The following is a 23,850-nucleotide window of genomic DNA, read 5'->3' as shown; positions in this document are numbered from 1 at the left end:
TATAAGCAAAGCGCGTAGCATCGGACGCATCATGCAGGATGACTGGGGGTTCCGATGGACTGGGGATATACGGCAGCGGGTTTGGCGGTGGGCTTCATCGTCGGCCTGACCGGCGTGGGTGGCGGTTCGCTGATGACGCCCATCCTGCTGTGGTTCGGCGTTTCGCCATCGACCGCCGTCGGCACCGATCTGCTGTACGCCGCGCTGACCAAGGCCGGCGGCGTCGCGGTGCACCACCGCCAGCGCCACATAGACTGGCGCATCACCTGGCAGCTGTCGCTGGGCAGCGTGCCGGCCGCGCTGCTGACGCTGGGCCTGCTGTCCTGGCTGCATGTGCCGGGGCAGGTGATGGACGCCTTGTTCCGTTTCGTGCTGGGTCTGGCGCTGCTGTTGACCGCGGCGGCCATCCTGTTCAAACCGTGGCTGCTCAAAATGGGCGGCCTCCATTTTTCCAGCCTGGCCGCAGACGGCCGCTGGTGGCCGACCGCGCTGGTCGGCGTGATGCTGGGCGTGCTGGTGACGCTGAGCTCGATCGGCGCCGGCGCGCTGGGCACGCTGGCGCTGTTCCTGCTGTATCCGGCGCTGCCGACGTCTAGGCTGGTCGGCACCGAGATCGCGCACGCGGTGCCGCTGACGCTGGTCGCGGGCCTGGGCCACGCCAGCATGGGCCATCTGGACTGGTTGCTGTTGCTGAAGCTGCTCAGCGGCTCCTTGCCGGGCATCTGGCTGGGCAGCCGCCTGTCCGGCCGGCTGGCCGACCATTGGCTGCGTCCGGCGCTGGCGGTGATGTTGGCGCTGGCCGGCGGCAAGCTGGTGCTTTAAGTTTTCGGTTTTTGGCGCCGCTGACAAAAGCCCCGATCCCGCGTTGCGCCTCCTTGCCGTACGATGTGTACTGTCTGCGTCGGCGCGCCTTGGCTCGGGGCTTTTGTCAGCGGCTTGATGTTTGAGTCGGGCCATCAACCTGCGTTGCGCCTCCTTGCCGTACGGTGTGTACTGTCTGCGTCGGCGCGCCTTGGCTCGGGGCTTTTGTCAGCGGCTTGGTGTTTGAGTCGGGCTTCTCCCTTATCCCACCGCCTCCGATAGGCCCTTCCCGTCACGGATGGTTGTAGCGCTTCAACAGCGCGGCGTAGCGGCCGTCCTGCTTGATCTTGTCCAGCGCCGCCTGCAGGCGGGCGACGTAGTCCGGATTGCTGTCCTTCTGCATCGCGAAGTAGAAGCGGGTGCTGTCGTCCAGCACCTGCACCGAGTCCAGCCGTTCCGGGTTCTGGCCTTGCTGGCGCGCGGCGTAGCGCTGGAACAGGCCGACGCCGACGCTGAACTGCACCCGATGCGCGTACAGCAGCCTGGCCGATTGCGCCTCGTCATTGGTCAGCATCAGGTTCTGGTTGTCGACGAAGCCCTGGCGTTCCATCATCTTCTGTCCCGGCGTGTCGCGGGCCACCGCCACCACCGCGCGGCGGGCATCGTCCAGCGAGGTGTAGGGCAGGGCGCGCGGGCCGCCCAGGCGGAACAGCTCGATAGCCAGCGGCAGCGCCGGGCCCACCCATTTGAACATCTCCTCCCGCTCCGGCGTGCGCACCGCCAGGTAGAGCATGGTGTTGGGCACCTGCTGCGCCTCGCGCAGCGCCCGGCTCCACGGTTTGACCTGTATCGCGGCGCGCAGGCCGCTGTCGTGCAGCATCATTTGCAGCAATTCGTTGGAAAAGCCTTTGTGCGCGCCGTTCTCGTCGTAGCTGAGCGGCGGCAGCGCTTCGGTCAGCGCGTGGATTTCCGGTTCCGTCTGGGCGATGGCGGGCAGAGCGCGAAGACAGCAGCCTAGCAGGACGATCATCAGACGCGGACGCATGGCATTCTCCGGCGATGGGTGCTGCTTTCACTATACGCATTGGGCATTAGAGCCTGCTTACGATCTTTTTGCGGCAACGGCTGCTTGCAAGCGCATGCCTCGAGTCAGGCGTCCTCGGACGGCGTCTGTCCGGCCAGCCAGTCATCGAGAGCCCGGGCGTAGTCGAGCAGCCAGCTCTCGCCATCGCCGGGCGAGGGCAGGCAGTCTTGCCGCAGCAGCTGCTCCAGCCACTCGGTCCGCCGCGCCAATTCGTCGGCGCCTATGGTCAGGGCGGCCCCCTTCAAACGGTGCAGGTGATGCCGCGCCCGGATCGGGTCCGATTGCAGCAGGGCTTGCCGCAGGCTGGCCAGATCGTCGTGGCTGGACTGATGGAACAGCTGTCGCCATTGTCGGACGGACAACGGCGCCGGGGCCGGCTCCGGGGCGGCCTGTCCGTCGTCTCCGCCTACCCACATTTCCAGCACGTCGGCCAGCTCGTGTATGCGCAATGGCTTGCTCAGCATGCCGTCCATGCCGCTCTCCAGGCACAGGTTCTGATGGGCTGGATCGGTGGCGGCGGAGATGGCGATGATGGGGGTATGGCCGGATGTCGCGCCGGTCTCGCATTCTCGTATCCGTCGCGCGGTTTCGTAGCCGTCCATGCCCGGCATGTAGCAGTCCAGCAATATCATGTCGAAGCGTTCCCCTTGCTCGAGCAGCGTCAGGGCGTCCCGGCCGCTGTCGGTGACGGTCGCCTGGTAGCCCAGCTCGCGCAGCTGCTGGCCTATCACTGCCTGGTTCATCGGCTGGTCTTCGACCAGTAGCACCCGCCCCTTGCCGCCGGGCAGGGCGGGATCCGTCGATGGCTCAGACTTGGCGAGCGGCGCCGCCGTCCCGGCCAGTTGCACCGGCAGCGTGACGCTGATGGTGGTGCCGGCGCCCAGTTCGCTGTCCAGCAGGATGCTGCCGCCCATCAGCTCGACCAACTGCCGGCAGATGCTCAGGCCCAGTCCGCTGCCGCCGTAACGGCGGGTGGTGGAACTGTCCACCTGGGTAAAGGCGGTGAACAAGCGGGACTGCTGCTGCTTGTCTATGCCTATGCCGGTATCCCTGACCGTGATCAGCAGCTTGCCGCGGTCGCCTTCGATCTGGTCCAGGTGCAGCAGCAGGGCCACTTCGCCCTGTTCGGTGAACTTGACGGCGTTCGACAGCAGATTGGATAGAATCTGCCGCATCCGCAGCGGGTCCAGCATCAGCGCCGCATCGTCCAGCCCGAGCAGGGTCAGCGACCAGCCCAGGCCCTTGCTTTGGGCCCGCGGACGGTTGCTGTCGGCCACGCCTTGCGCCAGCAGGGCCAGGTCCACCGGCACCAGTTCGAGCTGCAGGCCGCGCGCGTCCATCTTGGAGACATCCAGCACGTCGTCGAGCAGTTCCAGCAGATTGGTGGCCGCCGAATTGGCCAGACTGGCCAGCTCCTGCTGGCGCGGGGTTTGCGGCGTGCGCTGCAGCAGTTCTATCGCGGCCAGCACGGCGTTCATCGGCGTGCGGATCTCATGGCTCATCACGGCCAGAAACATCGATTTGCCGGCCTCGCTGGCTTCGGCCGCCCGCTGCGAGCGCTGCGCCCTGAGCACCCAATAGCCCAGCAATAGCAGCAGCGTGACCAGCCCGACCAGCGCCTTCGAGTAATAACGGACAATCGCCTGCCAGGATGGCGCGCCCAGCCGCAGGCCTTCGACCCAGTAGTCGTACATGCGGCTGGCGTCGTCGGCGGTCAGCTGGGCCAGGGACTTGTTGATGATGGAGCACAGTTCCGGATGGCGTTTGGACACGCCCATGCTGACCACGGCATACATGTCGGGAATGGCGCCGGCCAGGTTCAAGGTTCCCATGTATTTGCGCTGGATGATGGGTTCCAGCACCACATCGCTGCCCACCGCCGCATAGGCCTTGCCGCTGGCCACCGCGTCCAGCGCCATTTCCGGATCGGCTATCAGCATCAGGCGGATGCCGGGGAAGTGGCGGCGCAAATACCGTTCATAGCTGCCGCCGCCCTTGACGGTGACGGTTTTGCCGTTCAGCTGCTTGGGATTGAACAGCATGGGTTTGTCCGAGGTGGTGACCATGATCGTGGTGCTGGCCAGATAAGGCACGGTCAGCAGCATCGATTGCTGGCTGTCGTCGCCTATCAGCTGCGCGGACACCATGGTGGCCAGGAAAATCTTGTCGTCCCGCATGTCTTGCAGCGCGTCGCGCCAGTTGCGGGCGTCCACCATCTTGAATCGCAGGCCGCTGATCCGCGCGATGGCCTCCAGATAATCGCGCGTCAGCCCCTTGTGCTGTCCGTTCTCCACGTACTCCAGCGGCCAGTAGGGATCGACGGTATAGGGCACCATCGGGTGCTCGCGTATCCATCGCTGCTCTGCCGGGCTGAAGATGACTCCGTTTGGCGCGGCCGATGCCGGCGCCGCCGACATCGCCAGCACCATCAATACTGTTCGCCACATCTCAATTGCCCACCGTGCCAGTCTCCACTGTTTTATGCCATCGCCGCCGGAAAAGACAGTGCCCGAGCGCGGCGAATTCCGAGCATGCCAGAAACGGCTCACCGTCGCTAACGCGCTGTTTCTTTTGAGAATGGTCTCATGGAGGCCGACGACGCCATCTCCAATAATGCCAATCTTTGCAATGAGCCTTGTCCGGGCGGCTTTGCCGCGGAAGCGCTCACCCGCATGGAGAGTTGCGATGAAACCCATCTTGTCGGCCTGTCTGCTGCTGGGCCTGGCCGCACAGGCCCCGGCGGCGCCGGCCATCAATATCGGCGCCATGTATGAGTACCTGGACGCGGATGCCGGCACCCTGCTGAAGCGGGTGCGCAATAGCGGCGACAGCACCGCCTTCGTCAAGGTGGCGGTGGCGGAGATCGTCTACGGCCAGGATGGCCAGGCCAATGAGTTGCCGGTGGATACCGGGCAATTGGCGCTTGGCCAGCTCAAGGGCTTGGTCGCGAGTCCGTCGCGGCTGATGGTGCCGGCGGGAGGCATGCAGGCCAGTCGCTTGCTGTACCTGGGGCCGCGCGACCGGGAGCGCTATTTCCGGGTGCGCTTCTCTCCGGTGCTGCCGGAAAAACAGGACGCGTTCGATATCGGCGACGACGAGGCCCGGCGCTATCAGGACTCGCTCAGCGCCGGCGTCAACGTGCTGACCGGCTATGGGGCCATCGTCATCGTCAGGCCCGGGCAGCCGCATTACGACACCCGGCTGCAGGACGGTGGCGACAGCTACACCGTGCGCAACGACGGCAACAGCACCGTCATCGTCGACGCCTTCCTTCAGTGCGACGCCGATGGCCGGCATTGCGAGACCCCGACCAAGCACCATGTGCTGCCTGGCGGCAGCAAGCGCTTCGTCAAGGCCGACGGCCATCGTTACACGTTCGAGCTGATCGAGGGCCGCCGCCGCCGGACCGTCGCCTTCGGCCGATGAGCCGGCCCGATTTTTTTCACGCTTCCCAAAAAGGAAACCCACGATGTTCACCCGAAAATTTCTGCTGGGCGCGGCCGTGTCGGCCGCCATGCTGTCCGGCGCCGCGATGGCCGAGCAACAGCCGCTGCAGATCAATGTCACGGCCAATATCCCGACCGACAGCTTTTACGTGCAACCGCTGGCCGACTGGCATCTGAGGGACCAGGCGCTGTCCTGGGACGCCCGCCGCGAAATCCTGCAGCCGGTCAGCAATATGCTGGACATGAAAAGCACGATAGGCGCGATCCAGGGCTATCTGGAAGCGCCGGCCGAACTGTATGGCAACGGCAACGGCGAGAAGATTCCCATGGTCGTCAAAATCAACGAGCAGGCCATGGAGGTCGGCGCAGGCAAGAAGGCGCAGATACTGACGGCCACCCAGGCCCGGGACATCAGCCGCGTCAATCTGAGCATCGCCGCGCCGACGCCGGCCAGCGGCTTCAAGCCAGGTCGCTATTCCGGCAGCGTCAATCTGATGTTCGAAAGCGTCGCGCCCGCCGGCAATTGATAGCGTCCGTTCCACCACAGACAGGGGCGTCGATGCGCCCCTTCTTTCTTTCCGTTTGCTCCCATGTCTACTGTCGCCCGCCTTATCGCGGCCCTGGCCGCCTCATTTTTCTGCGCCTATTGCCTGGCCGGCGCGCCGGCCATCAGCGCCCGGTTGCCGTTGCTGGCGCAGGCGTCCGGCTTGCCGGCCGAGTTCCGCGACCATTTCTTCGAGGTGCCGCTGGCCGCCCGGGTCGAAAAGGACGGGCAGGTCCTGGGCGACGCGATGGTGCTGCTGACCCGGGACGGCACCGTGCAGCTGCTGGGCTTCACCGACGCCGGCGACAGCCGGCAGCCTGACGCGGAGAGGCAAAAGTGGGCGGAGGCGCTTGGCCGTCCGATCGGGCTGGGCGATTGCAAGGAGCGTTGTCCGTCCGGACTGCTGGCCATTCATTACAGCCTGGAAAACTCCCAGCTGTCGCTGCTGACCGATGCCGCCGGCCGGCGGCAGGCCGGCGCGCATTATCACGCCCAGCCTTCGGGCGGCAGCCGGGGCCTGATTCTCGGCAACCGTCTGAATCTCTCCGGCGGCGGCGGGCAGAGCCTGTCCGGCCGCTACGCGATGGATCTGCAAGGCAGCCTGGCCGACTGGAGCGCTCTGGGGGGCCTGCAGCTGGAGCGCAGCGCCGACGGCCGCTTGCGCCAGAATCTGTCGCAGCTGTACGCGCAGCGCGAACTGGACGGCCATTTCGTCCGCGCCGGCCTGTTCAGTCCCGACGAGCAAAGCCTGCTGCGGCAGCCGCGGACCCAGGGCCAGCGCGCGGATGCGGTGCTCGGCCTGATGGCGGGCAGCTCCGACGCGCTGCTGGCCGACAGCGGCCAAGCCAGCCTGTATCCGGTCTACGTCACCGCCAATCGCGAGGCGACGGTGGAAATCTACCGCAACGGCGTGTTGATCCATAGCCAGCTGGTGCAGCCGGGTCTGCAACTGGTCGACACGCTGAGCCTGCCCGGCGGCATTTATCCGGTGGAAGTGCGCTTGCTGGAAGACGGCGTGCAGGTGTCGCGCAGCGAGGAGCTGATCTACAAGCCCAGCATGTGGCGCAATCCGGAACAGCGCTGGCGCTACAGCGTGTTTGCCGGCCGGCAGCGCAAGCCGTTCGGCGTCGGCGCGCAGTCGGGCGGCCTGGCGCTGGGCGGCGGCATCAATTATCTGCTGCACCCGCGCGTGGTGTTGGGCCTGGCCTCGCAACAGTTCGGCGCGCAGCGCCAGTTCGGCGCCTCGGTGGACTGGGATCTGGCCGACAGCGCCAGGCTGTACGCCAATCTGTTCCACACGGCCGGCTATGGCAGCGGTTTCGATGTCCAGGCGGTCTGGAGCTACAGCCGGGGCAATGTGGTGCTCAGCCACAGCCGCAGCAGCCTGGACGGCGATGGCGATCCCGAATGGCGGCAGGCCCGCCGCAGCGCGCTGTCGCTCAGCCACCGCTTGAGCGACCGCAGCAATCTGAATGCCCGGCTAACGCACGGCGGCGGGCTCAGCGTGGATCTGGGCCTGGACCACAGGCACAAGCTCTTGGGCAACGACGCCACCTGGCGGCTGGCGGCCTTCGACCGCGCCGCCGGCCCTGGCTCCGGTCCGCGCAACCGCGGCGTGGAGCTGTCCTTGAACCTGAGCCTGGGCGGGGAAGGCCGCAGCTACAACGCCAGCATCGGCAGCCGCAGCGGCAGCCTGGGCAGCCGCGACCACTATGCCAGCGTGTCGGTGCAACAAAACCTGGACAACGGCTGGCTGAGCGCCGTCGGCGCCACGGGCAGCGCCGATAGCCATGGCCTGGGCCTCAGCGGCAGCGCCCAGTTCCAGCACGCCTTGCTGCGCGGCGACGCCTATCTGCAGCGCTCGTCGCTGAACGGGCGGCTCAGCGGCGGCCTCAATCTGGAAAACACCATGGCCATCGGCGGCGGCGGCATCGCGGCCAGCGGCGACGCCGCGGCCTTCGGCGCCAATACCGGACTGATCGTCGATGTGGAGTCCGACCTGCCCGCGGTGGCGCTGCGGGCCGATGACAGCCAGGGCGGCAGCGCGTGGCTGCATGCGGGACGCAACTTCATCCCGGTGACCGCCTACCAAGCCGGCAGCGTGCAGTTCGACTTCGCCGGAGCCGGCGCGCCGGCGGTGGCGATACAGCCGGCCAGCCACAGCTACCACCTGAACAAGGGCGGCGTGGCCTACCGGCAGGTCAGGGTGTTGAAGACGGTCACCGTGCTGGGCCGCCTGCTGGATGCGTCGGGCCGGCCGCTGCGCGGCGCCCGGCTGATCAATCACGCCGGCCGGGCGGTCAGCGAGGCCGACGGCTTCTTCAGCCTGGAAATGAGCGAAAGCGCGCCGACGCTGGAGGTCCGCCACCAGACGACAGCCGATTGCCGCTTCCGGCTGGACCCGGCGCGGCGGCAGCGCGCCGGCGATGTCTTGCTGGCCGGCGATCTGCGCTGCCCCGGCTAGCGTTGGCGCAGGCCGGCCAGTTTGAGACTGGTCTGATGGAGGGCGGGCAATGGGCGCCGCCACAATACGCCTTTTGGCCGACGCGGCCGGACGGCGCTTGGAAAGGATGAACCGAGATGATGAAGCTGAAACCCGGCTTGGGCCGCGCCGCGGCATATTGGCTGTTGCTCTGTCTGCTGCCCAGCCCGCCGGCGGCCGCGGCCGAGGCGACGGTACGCGCCGAACTGAAACCGTCCTCGTTCCGACCCGGCCAGAATCAATTCGTCAACCAGGGCCCGGCCGATTATCTGATAGGAGGGCTGGGCAAGATCAGCAAGCGCGCGTCGCAGAACTCCTCCGATCCGAAAGATCATATCTACCAGGCCATCGATGCCGAATACAAGCAGCTGACGCTTTACTCCGGCGGGGACGCCATCACGGTGAAATTCAGGATCGCCTCGTTCGCCCAGCGATACTACAAGCCGAAATACATAAGCGATTTCAATGTCGAAAGACTGGAAGGCGGCTGCCAGGACAAGGTCGACGAAGGCGATGTGCATATGTACATTTTCGAATGGAGCCACGCGGCGAAAAGGAACAGCGTTTGTTATAGAAAGCTCAGGACCACGGCCACCGGCCTGGATGTCAGCCTGCTGGGCTTCAAATACGAGTTGCTGGCCGTGAATCCGACGTCGATGCGCAACGGGACCTACACCGGCACGCTGTCCTACACGCTCGGCGAGGGCCAGCAACTGGATTTTGGACGCGCCGCCTACAGCGACAACCGGCTGACCATCAGGATAGAGGCGACGGTCAAGAACGAGTTTCTGGTCAGTTTTCCGGCGGGGACCGACCGCGCCGTGCTGGAGCCCGCCGGCGGCTGGCAGGCCTGGTCGCAGCAGGGCAGGGCGCCGGTCGCGCTGCGTCGGGATCTGGGATTCAGCCTGTCCAGCGCGGCCGGCTTCAGCCTGTCTCTGCGCTGCCAGTATTCCAGCGGCGGCGCCTGCGCCTTGCGCCGGGACAATGGCGGCGGCGAGGTGCCGATACAGGTGGCGGTCAGCATGCCCGGCGTGTACTCGAGCCAGGGCGGCGCGCCGGCAAGCCGGTATCCGCTTGGCATCGCGCGCAAGGGATTCCAGCCTTCGGGCCAGGTCTCGAACAGCGCGGCGCAGCTGCATTTCGAAATGCAGCGCGAGGACATGGCCGCCATTATCCGGCAGCCGGGCGCGCGCTATCGCGGCGACGTCACCGTCGTCTTCGACGCCAATCTGTAGGAGGGGCGGGATGACGATGACGCGAACGATGCTGGCTGTCTGCGCGCTATGGATCGCGCTGGCGGCCGGCGCCCGGGCCGAGCCGGTCGAGCACAGGGTCAGTGTCGAAGTGCAAGTGCCAAACGATGTGTTCTACGTTAGCGCCGTCGGCGGCTGGGCGGGCGCGACCCAGCTGTTGCAGTGGGACATGGCCGGTCAGCGCCTGCGGCCATTGCGGCAATGGCTGGAAATGAGAAGCACGATGGGGCCGATCACCGTCAGGGCCGACGGCGACACGGTCCTGGCCGGCGACGGGCGGAAGATCCCGCTGCGCATCCGGCTGGATAGCGGCCAGCGGCGCTGCGAGGTGTTCCGCGACGGTGGCGCCTCGGCGGACTGTCTGGTGTTGAGCGCCGCCGAGGCGGCCGAGGACCGGCGGGTCAGCCTGGACATCGTGCCCGGCGTGCCGGTCGGCGGCTACCAGCCCGGCGTCTATCACGGGGTGGTCAATCTGCTGTTTGAAAGCGCGCTGTAGGCCGGCAGCGGGAACCGTATTGCCGCGGCTCGGCGACAGACATATAAATAAGCAGTTCTTCCATGCTGTGTCGTGATACCCGATGACCCTTTCGAAACCCCCGCTGCGCCTGATGTTGTTGGACGATCACGCAGTCGTATTGCAAGGCCTGAGTTACAGACTGTCGCAAGAGCCGGATTTTTCCATCGTAGGCACCCATACCGGCAGCAAATCGCTGTTGGCAGCGCTGCACAAGCAGCCGGTCGATGTGGCGGTGCTGGACTATGCCTTGCAGCCGGAAGACACGGACGGGCTGAATCTGATCCGCGTGCTGGCCAGGCGTTTTCCCCAAACCGCCGTGCTGATCATGTCGGCGCACTACAATACCGCCACCGTGGCGCTGGCCTTGCGCGGCGGCGCGCGCGGCTTTGTCGGCAAGCAGCAGGATCTCGACGAGCTGGTGACGGCGATCCGGACGCTGGCCCAGGGCCAGGTCTATCTGAGTCCGGCGATGGCGGAGGAGCTGGCCAGCGTGATGCCGGTCGACGGCGTGCCGCCATCCGGCAGCCGGCATGCGCCGGCCGCGGTGGGGAGCCTGGTGCGCCTCGCCGAGCTGTCGCCCAGGGAGCAGGAGGTGATACGGTGTTTCATGGACGGCATGACCGTCAGCCAGATCGCGGAGAAGTTCGCGCGCAGCATCAAGACCATCAGCGGGCAAAAGCAGGCGGCGATGCGAAAACTGGGGCTGAAGGCCGATCACGAGCTTTACATCCTTCGCGACGAGTTGAAGCTTGATCCGCCGTCGAAAGGCTGAGCGGATGCGCCGGCCCGCGGCGGGACAAAAAAAATGCCCCGGCGGACCGGGGCGTCAAAGCAAACAACAAAGGAGAAGCCATAAGAAGCATCTGTATATTAGCGATTTATGATTTCTGACGACTTGATGTGGAACAAGTTTGCCGTTGAACGGGCGCTCACCGTCCGCTCAGCGTTTTGCCCAGCGTGACCAGCTCATCGTCTATGCCTACGGGATATGGTCTGCGTTCGTGCTCGAGATAGCCGCGATGCTGGTAGAAGCGCAGATTGTCCGGCAGGCGCCGCCGGGTGGCCAGCCTGATCGCCCGCACGCCCTGGCGGCGCAACTGGCCCTCGACGTGGGTGAGCAGGGCCGAGCCCAGGCCGCGGCCTTGCCAGGTCGGGTGGGTGCAGAGGCGCTTGACCTCGACGCAGCCCACGGTCGCCGGTTGCACCAGCAGGCAGGCCAGCAGGCGGGGTCCCTGGGCGATGAGGAAGATCTGGCAGCCGTTGGAAAGGTGGCCGTTGAGGCTGGCGACGGTTTCGTCGAGGGCGGTTGGGCGGGTGGGCAGCCGTTGTTGCAGCGGGCCGAACGCTTGCTGGATCAGCAGGTAGACGGCGGGCAGATCATCGTTGCGGGCCAGGCGGAATTCGGTCTCGCTCATGACATCCTCCGAAATACTTGATAGAGAACATTACAAATAAGAACCATACTCACAATAATAACTTAGAATAAAAACGGCCACATGACAATCATGTGGCCGTTTTGCGTCAGCGGACGAGGTTTACAGCTTGGCCGCCACCCAGGCTTGGACGCCTTTCAGCGCGGCGTCCAGGTTTTCCGGCTGGGTGCCGCCGGCCTGGGCCATGTCCGGACGGCCGCCGCCCTTGCCGCCCACCTGCTGGGCGACGAAGTTGACCAGTTCGCCGGCCTTGATCTTGCCGGTCAGGTCGGCGGTGACGCCGGCGACCAGCGCCACCTTGCCGTCGCCGCTGGCGGCCAGCACGATGGCGGCGGAGCCCAGCTTGTCCTTCAGCTTGTCCAGCGTTTCGCGCAGCGCGGTGTTGTCGGCGCCCGGCAGCTCGGCCGCCAGCACCTTGACGCCATTGACCACGGTGGCGGCGTCGGCCAGGCTGTCGCCGGCGGAGGCGGCCAGCTGGCCCTTCAGCTTGGCCAGTTCCTTCTCCAGCGCCTTGGCGCCGTCCTGCAGCGCGGCGATCTTGGCGATCACCTCGTCGCTGCTCTGCGCCTTCAGCGCGGCGGCGGCTTCCTTGATCAGCGCGTCCTGGGCCTGGATGTGGGCCAGCGCGCCCTGGCCGGTCACCGCTTCGATCCGGCGCACGCCGGCGGCGACGCCGCTCTCGGCGACGATCTTGAACAGGCCGATGTCGCCGGTGCGCTTGACGTGGGTGCCGCCGCACAGCTCGGCGGAGAAATCGCCCATGGTCAGCACGCGGACCTCGTCGCCGTACTTCTCGCCGAACAGCATCATCGCGCCGGACTTCTGCGCGGCCTCCATGCCCATCAACTCGGCCTTGACCTCGTAGTTGGCGGCGATCACGTGGTTGACCACGCGTTCCAGCTCGGCGATCTGCGCGGCGCTGACGGCCTCGCCGTGGGCGAAGTCGAAGCGGGTGCGCTCGGGGTTGACCAGCGAGCCCTTCTGCACCACGTGGCCGCCCAGCACATGGCGCAGCGCCGCGTGCAGCAAGTGGGTGGCCGAGTGGTTGCGGGCGCTGGCCAGCCGCTGGTGCAGGTCGATGGTGGCGGTGACGGCGTCGCCGACCTTCAGCGCGCCGCGGGCGAGCCGGCCCTTGTGGCCGAAGGCCGCGCCCTGGATTTTCTGGGTGTCGGCGACGTCGAACAGCGCGGCGATGCCGCCGGCGGCCGAGATTTCGCCTACGTCGCCGACCTGGCCGCCGCCTTCGGCGTAGAAGGCGGTGTGGTCGAGCACCACGATGCCTTCGTCGCCGGCGGACAGGCTGTCGACCGGCTCGGTGCCCTTGTACAGCGCCAGGACCTTGGCGTCGACGCTGCTGTTGTCGTAGCCGTGGAAGCGGGTGTCGTCGCCGTCGTAGGCGATCTTGCCGCTCATCTTGAAGTTGGAGCCGGCGCGGCCGCGCTCGCGCTGGGCCTCCATCGCGCGCTCGAAGCCTTCCAGATCGGCGTGGATGCCGCGTTCGCGGCAGATGTCGGCGGTCAGGTCCACCGGGAAGCCGAAGGTGTCGTACAGCTTGAAGATGGTGTCGCCGTCAAGCTCAGTCTTGCCTCCGTCCAGCGCGGAGTCCACCAGGCCCATGCCGATTTCCAGCGTCTCGGCGAACTTGATCTCCTCGGCGCGCAGCGCGTCTTCGATATGCGCCTGCTTGTCGCGCAAGTCCGGATAGGCTTCGCCCATCTCGGCGACCAGGTCGGCGACGATCTTGTGGAAGAACAGGCCCTTCTGGCCCAGCTTGTAGCCGTGGCGGATCGCGCGGCGGGCGATGCGGCGCAGCACGTAGCCGCGGCCCTCGTTGGACGGCAGGATGCCGTCGGCGACCATGAAGGAGCAGGCGCGGATGTGGTCGGCGATCACTTTCAGCGACGGCACGTCCTGGCTGTATTCGACGCCGGTTTCGCGGGCGGCTGCGCGCACCAGACAGGCCAGCGCGTCGGTCTCGTAGTTGGACTTGACGTGCTGCAGCACGGTGGACAGGCGCTCCAGGCCCATGCCGGTGTCGACCGACGGCTTCGGCAGCGGATGCAGCGTGCCGGCGTCGTCGCGGTTGAACTGCATGAAGACGTTGTTCCAGATCTCCATGAAGCGGTCGCCGTCCTCGTCCGGGCTGCCCGGAGGGCCGCCGGCGACCGATGGACCGTGGTCGAAGAAGATCTCGGTGCACGGGCCGCAGGGGCCGGTGTCGCCCATGGTCCAGAAGTTGTCGGACGCGTACGGCGCGCCCTTGTTGTCGCCGATGCGGACGATCTTGTCTGCCGGCACGCCGACGGTCTTGTGCCAGATGTCGTAGGCTTCGTCGTCGGTGGCGTACACCGTCACCATCAGCTTGTCCTTCGGCAGCGCCAGCCATTGCTCGCCGGTCAGGAATTCCCAGGCGAAGGTGATGGCGTCGCGCTTGAAGTAGTCGCCGAAGCTGAAGTTGCCCAGCATTTCGAAGAAGGTGTGGTGGCGCGCGGTGTAGCCGACGTTTTCCAGGTCGTTGTGCTTGCCGCCGGCGCGCAGGCATTTCTGGCTGGTGGTGGCGCGGCTGTAGTCGCGTTTCTCGAAGCCGAGGAATACATCCTTGAACTGCACCATGCCGGCGACGGTGAACATCAGCGTCGGGTCGTTGCCGGGGATCAGGCTGCTGGAGGGAACTACCTGGTGGCCTTTGGAGGCGAAGAAATCCAGGAATTTCTTGCGAATTTCAGAGGTTTTCATGATTTTCGGTCAATTTTCAAAATCTGGTCCGGGCGCCGTGCCGGGACGAATCCATTGATTGTGTCAAGCCGGGGCCTGGCTGGCAAGCGCTTCGCAGCGCCGCTTCAGCGCCTGGTTCATTTGCAGCAAGCCTAGGCGAGCGCGTTCCAGCGGCCCGTCGCCTATCAGCGGCAGCAGGAGGCCGGAGAAATCCTCGCGGTGATGCAGCCGGGTGCCGCCGTCGTCCAGCGCTTCCAGCCGGAAGCGGCGCTCGCCGTCGAGCAGGCCGGGCACCAGCCATTTTCGGCGCCAGGCCAGCAGGCTGCCGGCGGCGAACTCGATCAGCCGCGGCCGGAAGGTCTGGTGGCGGCCGCCCGGCGGATGGACGGTGGCCACCAGGCTGGCGCCGGTCTCGTGACGGCCGTGCAGGCCGACGATGAACGGATTCCACTCCGGGTAGCGCCGCCAGTCGATCAGCACCTGCCACACCCGCTCCGGGCTGACGGCGATGTCGATCTCGGTGGCGATGCTGCGCGTTGCCATGGCTCAGTCCTCGTAGAAGTCGTCGTCCGCGCCGCCGGCGAGCACCCGGCGGATCACGTCGGCCGGAAAGCCGCGCTGCGCCAGGAAACGGTATTGCTTGGCCTTCTCCGCCGCGTCTGCCGGCAGGCGGCCGAACTTCTTGCGCCATTGCTCTCTCGCGCTGGCCAGGTCGTCCTGGCCGGACAGCGCCTCGCGTATCGAGTCGTCGGCGACGCCGCGCTGGCGCATTTCCTGCGCCAGGCGCCGGCTGCCGAACTTGGCGCCCTTGCTGGCCGCGAACTGGTGGGCGAAGCGTTCGTCGGACTGCCAGTCGGCGGCGGCCAGCTCGTCCAGCGCCGCGTTCAGCTCGTCCTCGCTGTCGGCAAAAGGCGCGAGCCGCCGAACCAGTTCCCGCCGGGTGTATTCCCGGCGGGACAACAGTTCGGCGGCCCGCGCCTTCAGGCTTTTGCCTGTCGCCGCCATCAGGCGTCGAGGGCGTCGTCGGCGAACTCTTCGTCGCCCTGGCTTTCGTTGATCTCGATCTTGACGCCGACCGCTTCGCGGATCTTGCGCTCGATCTCGGCGGCGATCGCCGGATTGGCCTTCAGCCACTCGCGGGTGTTGTCCTTGCCCTGGCCGATCTTCTGGCCGTTGTACGCGTACCAGGCGCCGGACTTGTCGATGAAGCCGTGCTTGACGCCCAGCTCGATGATTTCGCCCTGGCGGGAGATGCCCTCGCCGTACAGGATTTCGAAATCGGCCTGGCGGAACGGCGGGGAAACCTTGTTCTTCACCACTTTGACGCGGGTGTCGTTGCCGATCACTTCCTCGCCCTTCTTGATGCCGCCGGTGCGGCGGATGTCCAGGCGCACCGAGGCGTAGAACTTCAGCGCGTTGCCGCCGGTGGTGGTTTCCGGGTTGCCGAACATCACGCCGATCTTCATGCGGATCTGGTTGATGAAGATCACCAGGGTGTTGGTGCGCTTGATGTTGCCGGTCAGCTTGCGCAGCGCCTGGCTCATCAGGCGGGCTTGCAGGCCGACGTGGCTGTCGCCCATCTCGCCTTCGATTTCAGCCTTCGGCACCAGCGCGGCGACCGAGTCGATCACGATCAGATCGACGCCGCTGGAGCGCACCAGCATGTCGCAGATTTCCAGCGCCTGCTCGCCGGTGTCCGGCTGGGAGATCAGCAGGTCGTCGACTTTGACGCCCAGCTTTTGCGCATATTGCGGGTCCAGCGCGTTTTCGGCGTCGATGTAGGCGCAGGTGCCGCCCAATTTTTGCATCTCGGCCACTGCTTGCAGACACAGGGTGGTCTTGCCGGACGACTCCGGGCCGTAGATTTCGACCACGCGGCCGCGCGGCAGGCCGCCGACGCCCAGCGCCAGGTCCAGGCTCAGCGAGCCGGTGGAGACCACCTGCAGGTTTTCGTTGATCTGGTTGTCGCTCATGCGCATGATGGAGCCCTTGCCAAATTGCTTTTCAATCTGGGAGAGGGCGGCGGCCAGCGCCTTGCTCTTGTCTTCGGAAGCCATGCTGTCTCCAATGGGGTGTTCGGACCAATGATGGGGGCGATTATCGCAGAAAACCAGAGAGCGAACAGCAGCTTGCGGCCGCGGTTTTCGTGCCATGGTCCTAAAGCCCCGCCACGTCCCCTTTTGGAGCGGTGAAGGATGTGTACAATGGGGTCATGATGAACGAACGCGCCCAACATCTGCTGAAGACGCTGATCGAACGCTACATCGCCGACGGTCAGCCGGTCGCTTCCAAGACCCTGTCGCTGCTGCCCGGCATCGAGCTGTCGCCGGCATCGGTCCGCAATGTGCTGGCCGATCTGGAGGGCATGGGCCTGATCGCCTCGCCGCACACCTCGGCCGGCCGGGTGCCGACCGCGCGCGGCTATCGGCTGTTCGTCGACAGGCTGCTGACGATACGGCCGCTGGACGAGCTGTCGCGCCACGAGCTGGAGGCCAATCTGCAACCGGGCAGCCCGCAGCGCATCGCGCAGGCGGCGTCGTCGCTGCTGTCCGAACTGACCAGTTTCGCCGGCGTGGTGCTGACGCCGCAGCGCAGCGACGTCGCCTTCCGCCAGATCGAATTCCTGCGCCTGTCCGAACGGCGGGTGTTGATGATCTTGGTGACCTTGGACGGCGACGTGCAGAACCACCTGCTGCTGACCGAGCGCGATTACACGCCGTCCGAGCTGGTCGAGGCCGGCAACTTCATCAACCAGCACTACGCCGGGCAAGGGCTGAGCGCCGTCGCGCTGCGGGTGGAGAGCGAGCTGAGGCAGTTGCAGGGCGACATCGCCGAGCTGATGGCGGCGGCGGTGAAACTGGGCCAGCAGACGCTGGAGCAGGGCAGCGAGGACGTGGTGGTCAGCGGCGGCTCGCGCCTGTTCCAGGTGCACGACCTGTCCGACGACCTGTCCCGGCTCAGGGAGCTGTTCGGCGTGTTCGAGCGCAAGACCGAGCTGTTGAAGCTGTTGGCGCAGGGGCGCGGGGCGCAGGGGGTGAACATTTTCATCGGCGAGGAGTCTGGAGTAGTGACGCTGGACGAATGCTCGGTGGTGACCGCCCCTTATTGCATCAACGGCCAGGTGGTCGGCACGCTGGGCGTGGTCGGCCCGACCCGCATGGCCTACGAGCGGGTGATTCCCATCGTCGACATCACCGCGAGGCTGGTCGGCAACGCGCTGTCCTTCCGCGACTGAGTCCGCGCCCGCGCCATCCCGACATTCCGACAAGAGAACGAGCAAAATGATGAACCCTATTCCGAAACTGGCCGGCGCGGCCATCCTGGCGGCCCTGGCGTTCGCCGCCCAGCCGGCGCTGGCCGACGCGGCCTTTCTCGGCCGCCCCGACGTGCAGCGCTATATCGATGAGCAAGTGGCCGGCGGCCAGTTCAGCCGCCCCGAGCTGGAGGCGGTGTTCGCCAATGTCGAACTGAAGCCCAACATCATCCGGATACTGGACAAGCCGTCGACCTCGCGGCCGTGGTACCAGTTCCGCGCGTCCACAGTCAACGACAAGCTGATCGCCGACGGCGCGGCCTTCTGGCAAACCAACGCCGACGCGCTCGCCCGCGCCGAGCGTCAATACGGCGTGGCGCCGGAGGTGATCGTCGCCATCCTCGGCGTCGAGACCCATTACGGCCGCAACACCGGCAGCTTCCGGCTGGTGGATTCGCTGTCGACGATAGGCTTCGACTACCCGCGCCGCGCCGACTACTTCCGCGGCGAGCTGACCCAGTTCCTGCTGCTGGCCAAGGAGGAGGGCAAGGACCCGTTGACGCTGAGAGGCTCGTACGCCGGCGCGATGGGCCTGCCGCAGTTCATGCCGTCCAGCTACCGCAAGTGGGCGGTGGACTTCGACGGCAGCGGCCACCGCGACATCTGGAACAATCCGCACGACGCGATAGGCAGCGTCGCCAACTACTTCCAGCTGCACGGCTGGCGGCACGGCGACGACATCGTCGCGCCGGCCAGCGTGGCGCCGGGCGCCCAGGTGGACAAGCTGCTGGCCGACAAATTCAAGCTGCACTACACGGTGGGCGAGTTGCGCAAGATGGGCGTGGCGCCGCAGGCGCCGCTGGCCGACGACGTGCCGGCGGTGCTGTTTTCGCTGGAAACCTCGCCCGGCGTCACCGAGTACTGGCTGGGCCTGAACAACTTCTACGCGATCACCCGCTACAACCGCAGCACGCTGTACGCCAAGGCGGTGCAGGAGATCGCCGGCCAGGTGCGCCAGCGCTACTACGCGGCGCTGGCGCAGCGGCCGGAGCCGGCCTCGGCCGGGCTGTAGGCGGCAGCGGCCGTCCCCGACACCGGCGCCGCCCCGCGGCCGCGCCGGTGAAACCTGTCGCCTTGCGCGGCAATTGCCATTAAAATCCGCCCCCATGAGCTATCAAGTCCTTGCCCGCAAGTGGCGCCCCAAGCGTTTCGCCGACCTGGTCGGCCAGGAGCACGTGGTCCGCGCCCTCAGCAACGCCCTCAAGGAGGCGCGGCTGCATCACGCCTATCTGCTGACCGGCACCCGGGGCGTCGGCAAGACCACCATTGCCCGCATCCTGGCCAAGAGCCTGAACTGCGAGACCGGCACCACGGCCGAGCCCTGCGGCGAATGCCAGGCCTGCCGCCAGATCGATACCGGCCGCTTCGTCGACCTGCTGGAGATCGACGCCGCGTCCAACACCGGCATCGACAATATCCGCGAGGTGCTGGAGAACGCCCAGTACGCGCCGACGATGGGCCGCTTCAAGGTCTACATCATCGACGAAGTGCACATGCTGTCGAAAAGCGCGTTCAACGCGATGTTGAAGACGCTGGAGGAGCCGCCGGCCCACGTCAAATTCATTCTGGCCACCACCGACCCGCAGAAGGTGCCGGTGACGGTGCTGTCGCGTTGCCTGCAGTTCTCCTTGCGCAATATGACGCCGCAGCAGGTGTCGACCCATCTGGCCCACATGCTGGACGTCGAGGGCATACAGTACGAGGCCCCGGCGCTGGCGCTGCTGGGCCGCGCCGCGTCCGGCTCGATGCGCGACGCGCAGTCGCTGCTGGACCAGGCCATCGCCTACGGTCTCGGCGAGGTCAGGGAAGACGGCGTGCGCGCGATGCTGGGCGCGGTGGACCGCCGCTATCTGTTCACGCTGCTGCAGGCGCTGTCCGCCGCCGACGGCGCGGCGCTGATGGCCGAGGCCGACAGCCTGGCCGAGCGCGGCGTCAGCTTCGATTCCGCGCTGTCCGAGCTGGCGGTGCTGCTGCAGCAACTGGCGCTGGCGCAGACGGTGCCGACGGCGCTGGCCGACGACGAGCCGGAGCGCGAGACGATTTTCGCGCTGGCCGACGCCATCGCGCCGCAAGATGTGCAGTTGTACTACCAGATCGCCATCCACGGCCGCAAGGACCTGGCGTTGGCGCCGGACGAGCATGCCGGCTTCAATATGACGCTGTTGCGGATGCTGGCCTTCCATCCGGCCAGGGCGCCGGCGGAAAGCGCCGCGCCGACGCGTCCGGCCGCGCCGGCCCAGTCGCGCCCGGCATCGGCTTCCGCATCCGCCGCGTCGGTCGCCAGCGCCTCGGTGCCGGCGCAGCGCGGCATGTCGCCGGCGGCGCGCGCGTTGCAGGCCGCCGGTCTGAACGGCAAGCCGCGCGCGGCGGCCGAGCCTGTCCCGGCCGTCGAGCCGGAACCCGAGCCCGCGCCCAGGCCGAAGCCGGCCGCCGTCGAGCCGGCTCCGGCGGCGCAGCCCGAGATTCGGTCCGAGCCGCAGCCGGCGCCGGTCCAGGTCCGGCCCGCGCCGGCGGCTCAGGACGAGGAGAGCGAGCGCGACGATGACGACGAGGTTGTCGACGCGCCGTGGTCCGACGACGACGCGATGCCGGCCTATATGCAGCCGCCGCCGCTGGAGGACGAGCCGTCCGCGCTTATCGCCTACGACTTCGACGGCGACTGGCAGCGGCTGGTGGCCGACCTGGGCGTCAAGCTCGGCGCGGCGCGGATGCTGGCGCACAACGCGGTGCTGAAGCGCTGGAGCCAGCAGCGGCTGGAGTTGGCGGTGCCGGAGAGCTTCCGCCACATGAGCGGACGCGATTACCAGGAAAAATTGAAAGCCGCGTTGGCCGAACGTTTCGGCCATCCGGTGGAGTTGACGGTGACGGTGGAGGAGCTGGGGATGGAAACCCCGGCGATGACCGACGCCAGGCTGCGTCAGGAGCAGCTGGCCGTCGCCCGAGAATGCATGCAAAACGATCCGGTGGTGCAGCAGATGGTGCGCGAGTTGGGCGCCACGCTGCTCATCGAGACCATTCAACCCGTACAGGAGTGACCGCGATGTTCGGTAAAGCAGGAATCGCCGGCCTGATGAAGCAGGCCCAGCAAATGCAGGAAAACATGAAGAAGGCCCAGGACGAGCTGGCCCAGGTGGAAGTGGAGGGCCAGTCCGGCGCCGGCATGGTCAAGGTCACGATGAGCTGCTCGCACGACGTCAAGCGCGTCGCCATCGACGACAGCGTGATGGACGACAAGGAAATGCTGGAAGACCTGATCGCCGCCGCGTTCAACGACGCGGTGCGCAAGGTCGAGGCCACCACCCAGGAGCGGATGTCCGGTTTCACCAACGGCCTGAATCTGCCGGCCGGGATGAAGCTCCCGTTCTGATCCCAGGCCCGGCGACGGGCCTTTTTTGTCGGAACCGCCGTGTTCGGTCACTTCACCATTCGCAGCCGTCTGCCGTGCCCGCCGGAAACGGTCTGGGCCGACGCGCTTAGCCGGCGCGGCATCAATGACGAGTTTTTCCCGTGGCTGCGGATGCGGCTGCCGGCGGGCGAGCTGCCGGCGCGGCTGGACGGACCGACGCGCCTGGGCCGCTGCTGGATGCTGTTGTTCGGCTGCCTGCCCGTCGAGTGCGACGACCTGACGCTGCTGCGTCTGGAGCCGGGCGTCTTCGACGAGCGCTCCCGCATGCTGGGGCAGCGCGTCTGGTGGCACCGCCGCCGCGTGACGGCCGTTGCCGGCGGCTGCGAAGTGGTGGACCGGGTGGCCTTCCTGCCGCGTTGGCGGGCGATGCTGCCCTTGTGCCGCCCGCTGTTCCGGCTGGTGTTCGCCTGGCGCCATCGCCGGCTGCGCCGGCGCTACCGTTGAAACGATGTCCTGTGTAGGTTGATCCCGTGTCGATGAAGAACCCTCCCGCGCTTGAACAATTGATCGCCTCGCTGAAGGTGCTGCCCGGCGTGGGGCCGAAAACCGCCCAGCGCATGGCCTTCCACCTGCTGCAACGCGACAAGAAGGGCGCGGACAAGCTGGCGCGCGCGCTGGACAAGGCCTTGACCCAGCTGATCCACTGCCAGCGCTGCAACACCTTCAGCGAGGCCGAGCTGTGTCCGATCTGCGCCGACGAGGCGCGTCGCCAGGACCTGCTGTGCATCGTCGAGATGCCGGCCGACTTGATGATGCTGGAGCAGGCCAAGTGTTTCGACGGCCTGTATTTCGTGCTGATGGGGCGGATTTCGCCGCTGGACAATATCGGCCCGAAGGACCTGCATCTGGACAAGCTGCTGACGCGGGCGCTGGACGGGCGGGTGGGCGAAGTGGTGATCGCCACCAACTTCACCGCCGAGGGCGAGGTCACCGCCCACATGCTCGGCGAGCTGTTCAAGGACCGCGGCCTGGCGGTGACCCGCATCGCGCGCGGCATGCCGGTCGGCGGCGAGCTGGAGTACGTCGATCTGGGCACGCTGGCGCAGGCGGTGCACGAGCGCCGCGGCGTGTGAGGATTGCCGCGTCATCGCCGCTTCGCTAGAATCGGCGCCACCATACCGTTTTATTCCCAGGAGTCCTGTCGAAATGAACAAGTGATGCCCGGATGCTCTTCGCATCCCCGATTCGTTCCGCCGTCCGGCGCGTGCGAGCGTGCGCATTGCCTGTTTTCGACAATTTGTTCTGATGCCTGCCGTTTTCAGCCGGCGTCGGGGGCTTCCGCGCAGCGCGCGCCGGCATTGATTTCCATTCCTCGACGGGAGGACAAGATGCCCGATGCCGTTCAAGACGATATTTTCCATTACAACCAGGCCGCCTGGGACCGCCAGGCCGCAGCCGACTGCGAGTGGTCGCGTCCGGTCGACGCCGACGCCGTCGCCGAGGCCCGGCTGGGCCGCGTGCTGGCCAGGCTGACGCCCGGCCCGCTGCCGGCCGGCTGGCTCGACGACGCGCGCGGCCTGGATATCCTGTGCCTGGCCGGCGGCGGCGGCCAGCAGGCGCCGCTGCTCGCCGCCGCCGGCGCGCGGGTGACGGTGCTGGACGCGTCAAGCGAACAGCTGGCGCGCGACCGCGAGGTGGCCGAGCGCGAAAACCTGACGCTGCGGCTGGAGCGCGGCGATATGCGCGATCTGTCGCGCTTCGCCGACGCGAGCTTCGATTGCGTGTTTCACCCGATCTCCAATCTGTACGTGCCCGACGTCGCGCCGGTGTGGCGCGAGTGCTGCCGCGCGCTGCGGCCGGGCGGCCGCCTGCTGGCCAGTTTCTACAATCCGGCGCTGTTCGTCGCCGATCGCGATCCGGCGCTGCTGGAGCAAGGGCTGATCCGGCCGCGCTTCCCGATTCCGTATTCCGATCTCGAGCATCTGCCGGCGGAGGCCCTGGCGGCCAAGCGGGAGCGGGGTGAGGCGCTGGTCTTCGGCCACAGCCTGGCCGCGCTGGTCGGCGGGCAGGCTGCGGCCGGCTTGCTGATCGCCGGCTTCCACGAGGACTGGCAGCCCAGGCCGCGCTTCCTGATCGAACGCCATCTGCCGGCCTTCATCGCGACGCTGGCCGTCAAGCCGGCGTGAGCCGTAAAAAAAGCCCGCCGGGAAACCGGCGGGCTTTTCTCGCATCGGACCGACTCAGTCGCCGCTGACGATGTCGACGCCCTTCGGCGGCGTGAAGGCGAAGCGCGACGCCGGCAGGCTGACATTCTGCTGCGGCTTGCCGAAGCGGATGCGGGTGTCGTTGCCGAAGCTGTCGGTCAGCTCCATCTCGACCAGCGCGTTGTCCTTGAAGCCCATGCGGATCGCGCTGAAGGTGTTGTCCTGCTTCTTCGGGCTGGCGGCCAGCCACTCGATGTCGCCCTGCTTGCCGGCCTCGTTCAGCTTGTAGCTGCGTTCGATCTCGTTGCTGCCGGCCAACAGCGCCGCCGGGCTGGAGCCCAGCGCCGCGCCCTGCGCCTTGCGCGTCGCCTGGGCCAGATCCTGGTCATAGATCCACAGCGTCTTGCCGTCGCCGACGATCAGCTGCGCGTACGGCTTGGTGTATTCCCAGCGGAACTTGCCCGGACGGGAGATTTCCAGGCGGCCGCTGGCCTCCTCGCGCTTGTTCTTGCTGGAGACGGTCTGGCTGAAGTCGGCGCTCAGCGTCTTGCTGCCGGCGACGAAGGCTTTCAGCTGGGCGATGGCGGAGGCCTGGGCCGGCGCGGCCAGGCCGCAGGCGAGGGCGGCGGCGCAGAGCGCCAGGTGAATCGGTTTCATGCGGGGTGTCCTTGCGGGCGCGCGGCCCGCAGTCGAAAACGGTATGACAGCGCAT

At 66.9% G+C, this 23,850-nt stretch carries 22 protein-coding genes; 14 read left to right on the top strand and 8 right to left on the bottom strand.

The genetic code is table 11. The features are described from left to right. Positions 1-54: 54 nt before the first annotated feature. Positions 55-822, top strand: coding sequence for a sulfite exporter TauE/SafE family protein (locus tag CXB49_RS14505; RefSeq protein ID WP_101709068.1), 768 nt, complete (start codon positions 55-57; stop codon positions 820-822). 271 nt (positions 823-1,093) lie between these two features. Here CXB49_RS14505 and CXB49_RS14500 read toward each other — a convergent pair whose 3' ends face one another. Further along, positions 1,094-1,846: an ABC transporter substrate-binding protein gene (locus CXB49_RS14500; protein WP_101709067.1), complete on the bottom strand. Its 753-nt coding sequence runs from the start codon at positions 1,844-1,846 to the stop codon at positions 1,094-1,096. A 104-nt stretch (positions 1,847-1,950) separates the two neighbouring features. Then, positions 1,951-4,332 (bottom strand): ATP-binding protein, encoded by a 2,382-nt coding sequence (locus tag CXB49_RS14495; RefSeq protein ID WP_158300875.1) that lies wholly within the window; start codon positions 4,330-4,332, stop codon positions 1,951-1,953. A 238-nt stretch (positions 4,333-4,570) separates the two neighbouring features. Here CXB49_RS14495 and CXB49_RS14490 point away from each other — a divergent pair, with 238 nt between their 5' ends. From CXB49_RS14490 to CXB49_RS14465, 6 genes are all read left to right on the top strand, one after another. Next, positions 4,571-5,311 carry a pilus assembly protein gene (locus CXB49_RS14490; protein ID WP_101710722.1) on the top strand — a complete coding sequence of 247 codons (741 nt, stop codon included), beginning with the start codon at positions 4,571-4,573 and terminating at the stop codon, positions 5,309-5,311. Between the two features lie 43 nt (positions 5,312-5,354). Beyond that, complete coding sequence (locus tag CXB49_RS14485) at positions 5,355-5,858, top strand: CS1 type fimbrial major subunit (RefSeq protein ID WP_101709065.1); 504 nt, start codon at positions 5,355-5,357, stop codon at positions 5,856-5,858. A gap of 63 nt (positions 5,859-5,921) precedes the next feature. Further along, positions 5,922-8,339: a CS1-pili formation C-terminal domain-containing protein gene (locus CXB49_RS14480; protein WP_101709064.1), complete on the top strand. Its 2,418-nt coding sequence runs from the start codon at positions 5,922-5,924 to the stop codon at positions 8,337-8,339. A 116-nt stretch (positions 8,340-8,455) separates the two neighbouring features. Further along, on the top strand, positions 8,456-9,592 hold the full coding sequence (locus CXB49_RS14475) for a hypothetical protein (RefSeq protein WP_101709063.1): 1,137 nt from the start codon (positions 8,456-8,458) through the stop codon (positions 9,590-9,592). Between the two features lie 10 nt (positions 9,593-9,602). After that, positions 9,603-10,106 (top strand): CS1 type fimbrial major subunit, encoded by a 504-nt coding sequence (locus CXB49_RS14470; RefSeq protein ID WP_158300874.1) that lies wholly within the window; start codon positions 9,603-9,605, stop codon positions 10,104-10,106. Positions 10,107-10,188: 82 nt separating this feature from the next. Next, on the top strand, positions 10,189-10,899 hold the full coding sequence (locus tag CXB49_RS14465) for a response regulator transcription factor (RefSeq protein ID WP_101709061.1): 711 nt from the start codon (positions 10,189-10,191) through the stop codon (positions 10,897-10,899). Between the two features lie 157 nt (positions 10,900-11,056). Here the strand turns inward: CXB49_RS14465 and CXB49_RS14460 are convergent, their stop codons facing one another. From CXB49_RS14460 to recA, 5 genes are all read right to left on the bottom strand, one after another. After that, a complete protein-coding gene (locus CXB49_RS14460; RefSeq protein WP_101709060.1) occupies positions 11,057-11,542 on the bottom strand; it encodes a GNAT family N-acetyltransferase in 486 nt (161 codons plus the stop codon). A gap of 120 nt (positions 11,543-11,662) precedes the next feature. Further along, the gene (alaS, locus tag CXB49_RS14455; RefSeq protein WP_101709059.1) at positions 11,663-14,296 is read right to left on the bottom strand and encodes an alanine--tRNA ligase; all 2,634 of its coding nucleotides are present in this window, start codon (positions 14,294-14,296) and stop codon (positions 11,663-11,665) included. 63 nt (positions 14,297-14,359) lie between these two features. Next, the gene (locus tag CXB49_RS14450) at positions 14,360-14,818 is read right to left on the bottom strand and encodes an SRPBCC domain-containing protein (protein WP_101709058.1); all 459 of its coding nucleotides are present in this window, start codon (positions 14,816-14,818) and stop codon (positions 14,360-14,362) included. Positions 14,819-14,821: 3 nt separating this feature from the next. Beyond that, complete coding sequence (recX, locus tag CXB49_RS14445; protein ID WP_101709057.1) at positions 14,822-15,280, bottom strand: recombination regulator RecX; 459 nt, start codon at positions 15,278-15,280, stop codon at positions 14,822-14,824. Then, positions 15,280-16,332: a recombinase RecA gene (gene recA / locus CXB49_RS14440; protein WP_101709056.1), complete on the bottom strand. Its 1,053-nt coding sequence runs from the start codon at positions 16,330-16,332 to the stop codon at positions 15,280-15,282. The genes recX and recA overlap by 1 nt, the downstream gene beginning before the upstream one ends. A gap of 158 nt (positions 16,333-16,490) precedes the next feature. Between recA and hrcA the strand changes: the two genes are divergently transcribed. From hrcA to CXB49_RS14405, 7 genes are all read left to right on the top strand, one after another. After that, positions 16,491-17,510 (top strand): heat-inducible transcriptional repressor HrcA, encoded by a 1,020-nt coding sequence (gene hrcA, locus CXB49_RS14435; RefSeq protein ID WP_369826495.1) that lies wholly within the window; start codon positions 16,491-16,493, stop codon positions 17,508-17,510. A 46-nt stretch (positions 17,511-17,556) separates the two neighbouring features. Then, positions 17,557-18,600, top strand: coding sequence for a lytic murein transglycosylase B (gene mltB, locus CXB49_RS14430; RefSeq protein ID WP_233492813.1), 1,044 nt, complete (start codon positions 17,557-17,559; stop codon positions 18,598-18,600). A gap of 94 nt (positions 18,601-18,694) precedes the next feature. Then, positions 18,695-20,623, top strand: coding sequence for a DNA polymerase III subunit gamma/tau (gene dnaX / locus CXB49_RS14425; RefSeq protein WP_101709054.1), 1,929 nt, complete (start codon positions 18,695-18,697; stop codon positions 20,621-20,623). Between the two features lie 5 nt (positions 20,624-20,628). After that, a complete protein-coding gene (locus tag CXB49_RS14420) occupies positions 20,629-20,955 on the top strand; it encodes a YbaB/EbfC family nucleoid-associated protein (RefSeq protein WP_101709053.1) in 327 nt (108 codons plus the stop codon). Positions 20,956-20,994: 39 nt separating this feature from the next. After that, complete coding sequence (locus tag CXB49_RS14415; protein ID WP_101709052.1) at positions 20,995-21,438, top strand: hypothetical protein; 444 nt, start codon at positions 20,995-20,997, stop codon at positions 21,436-21,438. 32 nt (positions 21,439-21,470) lie between these two features. Beyond that, a complete protein-coding gene (gene recR, locus CXB49_RS14410; RefSeq protein ID WP_101709051.1) occupies positions 21,471-22,067 on the top strand; it encodes a recombination mediator RecR in 597 nt (198 codons plus the stop codon). Positions 22,068-22,322: 255 nt separating this feature from the next. Next, positions 22,323-23,120 carry a class I SAM-dependent methyltransferase gene (locus tag CXB49_RS14405; RefSeq protein ID WP_101709050.1) on the top strand — a complete coding sequence of 266 codons (798 nt, stop codon included), beginning with the start codon at positions 22,323-22,325 and terminating at the stop codon, positions 23,118-23,120. Positions 23,121-23,174: 54 nt separating this feature from the next. Here CXB49_RS14405 and lolA read toward each other — a convergent pair whose 3' ends face one another. Then, on the bottom strand, positions 23,175-23,795 hold the full coding sequence (gene lolA / locus CXB49_RS14400) for an outer membrane lipoprotein chaperone LolA (RefSeq protein WP_101709049.1): 621 nt from the start codon (positions 23,793-23,795) through the stop codon (positions 23,175-23,177). Positions 23,796-23,850: the final 55 nt, after the last annotated feature.

It is taken from the genome of Chromobacterium sp. ATCC 53434, assembly GCF_002848345.1.
Lineage (GTDB): Bacteria > Pseudomonadota > Gammaproteobacteria > Burkholderiales > Chromobacteriaceae > Chromobacterium.
The sequence above is the reverse complement of the archived record's forward strand: the minus strand, read 5'-3'. Positions and strand labels throughout refer to the sequence as shown.

Bases quoted from the DNA above. Each gene is read 5' to 3' on its own strand.
- CXB49_RS14500 (WP_101709067.1), bottom strand. From the start codon at position 1,846: ATGCGTCCGCGTCTGATGATCGTCCTGCTAGGCTGCTGTCTTCGCGCT.
- recX (WP_101709057.1), bottom strand. From the start codon at position 15,280: ATGGCGGCGACAGGCAAAAGCCTGAAGGCGCGGGCCGCCGAACTGTTG.
- CXB49_RS14505 (WP_101709068.1), top strand. From the start codon at position 55: ATGGACTGGGGATATACGGCAGCGGGTTTGGCGGTGGGCTTCATCGTC.
- alaS (WP_101709059.1), bottom strand. From the start codon at position 14,296: ATGAAAACCTCTGAAATTCGCAAGAAATTCCTGGATTTCTTCGCCTCC.
- CXB49_RS14495 (WP_158300875.1), bottom strand. From the start codon at position 4,332: ATGTGGCGAACAGTATTGATGGTGCTGGCGATGTCGGCGGCGCCGGCA.
- recA (WP_101709056.1), bottom strand. From the start codon at position 16,332: ATGGCTTCCGAAGACAAGAGCAAGGCGCTGGCCGCCGCCCTCTCCCAG.
- mltB (WP_233492813.1), top strand. From the start codon at position 17,557: ATGATGAACCCTATTCCGAAACTGGCCGGCGCGGCCATCCTGGCGGCC.
- CXB49_RS14420 (WP_101709053.1), top strand. From the start codon at position 20,629: ATGTTCGGTAAAGCAGGAATCGCCGGCCTGATGAAGCAGGCCCAGCAA.
- CXB49_RS14405 (WP_101709050.1), top strand. From the start codon at position 22,323: ATGCCCGATGCCGTTCAAGACGATATTTTCCATTACAACCAGGCCGCC.
- CXB49_RS14480 (WP_101709064.1), top strand. From the start codon at position 5,922: ATGTCTACTGTCGCCCGCCTTATCGCGGCCCTGGCCGCCTCATTTTTC.
- CXB49_RS14490 (WP_101710722.1), top strand. From the start codon at position 4,571: ATGAAACCCATCTTGTCGGCCTGTCTGCTGCTGGGCCTGGCCGCACAG.
- recR (WP_101709051.1), top strand. From the start codon at position 21,471: ATGAAGAACCCTCCCGCGCTTGAACAATTGATCGCCTCGCTGAAGGTG.
- CXB49_RS14475 (WP_101709063.1), top strand. From the start codon at position 8,456: ATGATGAAGCTGAAACCCGGCTTGGGCCGCGCCGCGGCATATTGGCTG.
- CXB49_RS14470 (WP_158300874.1), top strand. From the start codon at position 9,603: ATGACGATGACGCGAACGATGCTGGCTGTCTGCGCGCTATGGATCGCG.
- CXB49_RS14465 (WP_101709061.1), top strand. From the start codon at position 10,189: ATGACCCTTTCGAAACCCCCGCTGCGCCTGATGTTGTTGGACGATCAC.
- CXB49_RS14450 (WP_101709058.1), bottom strand. From the start codon at position 14,818: ATGGCAACGCGCAGCATCGCCACCGAGATCGACATCGCCGTCAGCCCG.
- dnaX (WP_101709054.1), top strand. From the start codon at position 18,695: ATGAGCTATCAAGTCCTTGCCCGCAAGTGGCGCCCCAAGCGTTTCGCC.
- hrcA (WP_369826495.1), top strand. From the start codon at position 16,491: ATGAACGAACGCGCCCAACATCTGCTGAAGACGCTGATCGAACGCTAC.
- CXB49_RS14460 (WP_101709060.1), bottom strand. From the start codon at position 11,542: ATGAGCGAGACCGAATTCCGCCTGGCCCGCAACGATGATCTGCCCGCC.
- CXB49_RS14485 (WP_101709065.1), top strand. From the start codon at position 5,355: ATGTTCACCCGAAAATTTCTGCTGGGCGCGGCCGTGTCGGCCGCCATG.
- lolA (WP_101709049.1), bottom strand. From the start codon at position 23,795: ATGAAACCGATTCACCTGGCGCTCTGCGCCGCCGCCCTCGCCTGCGGC.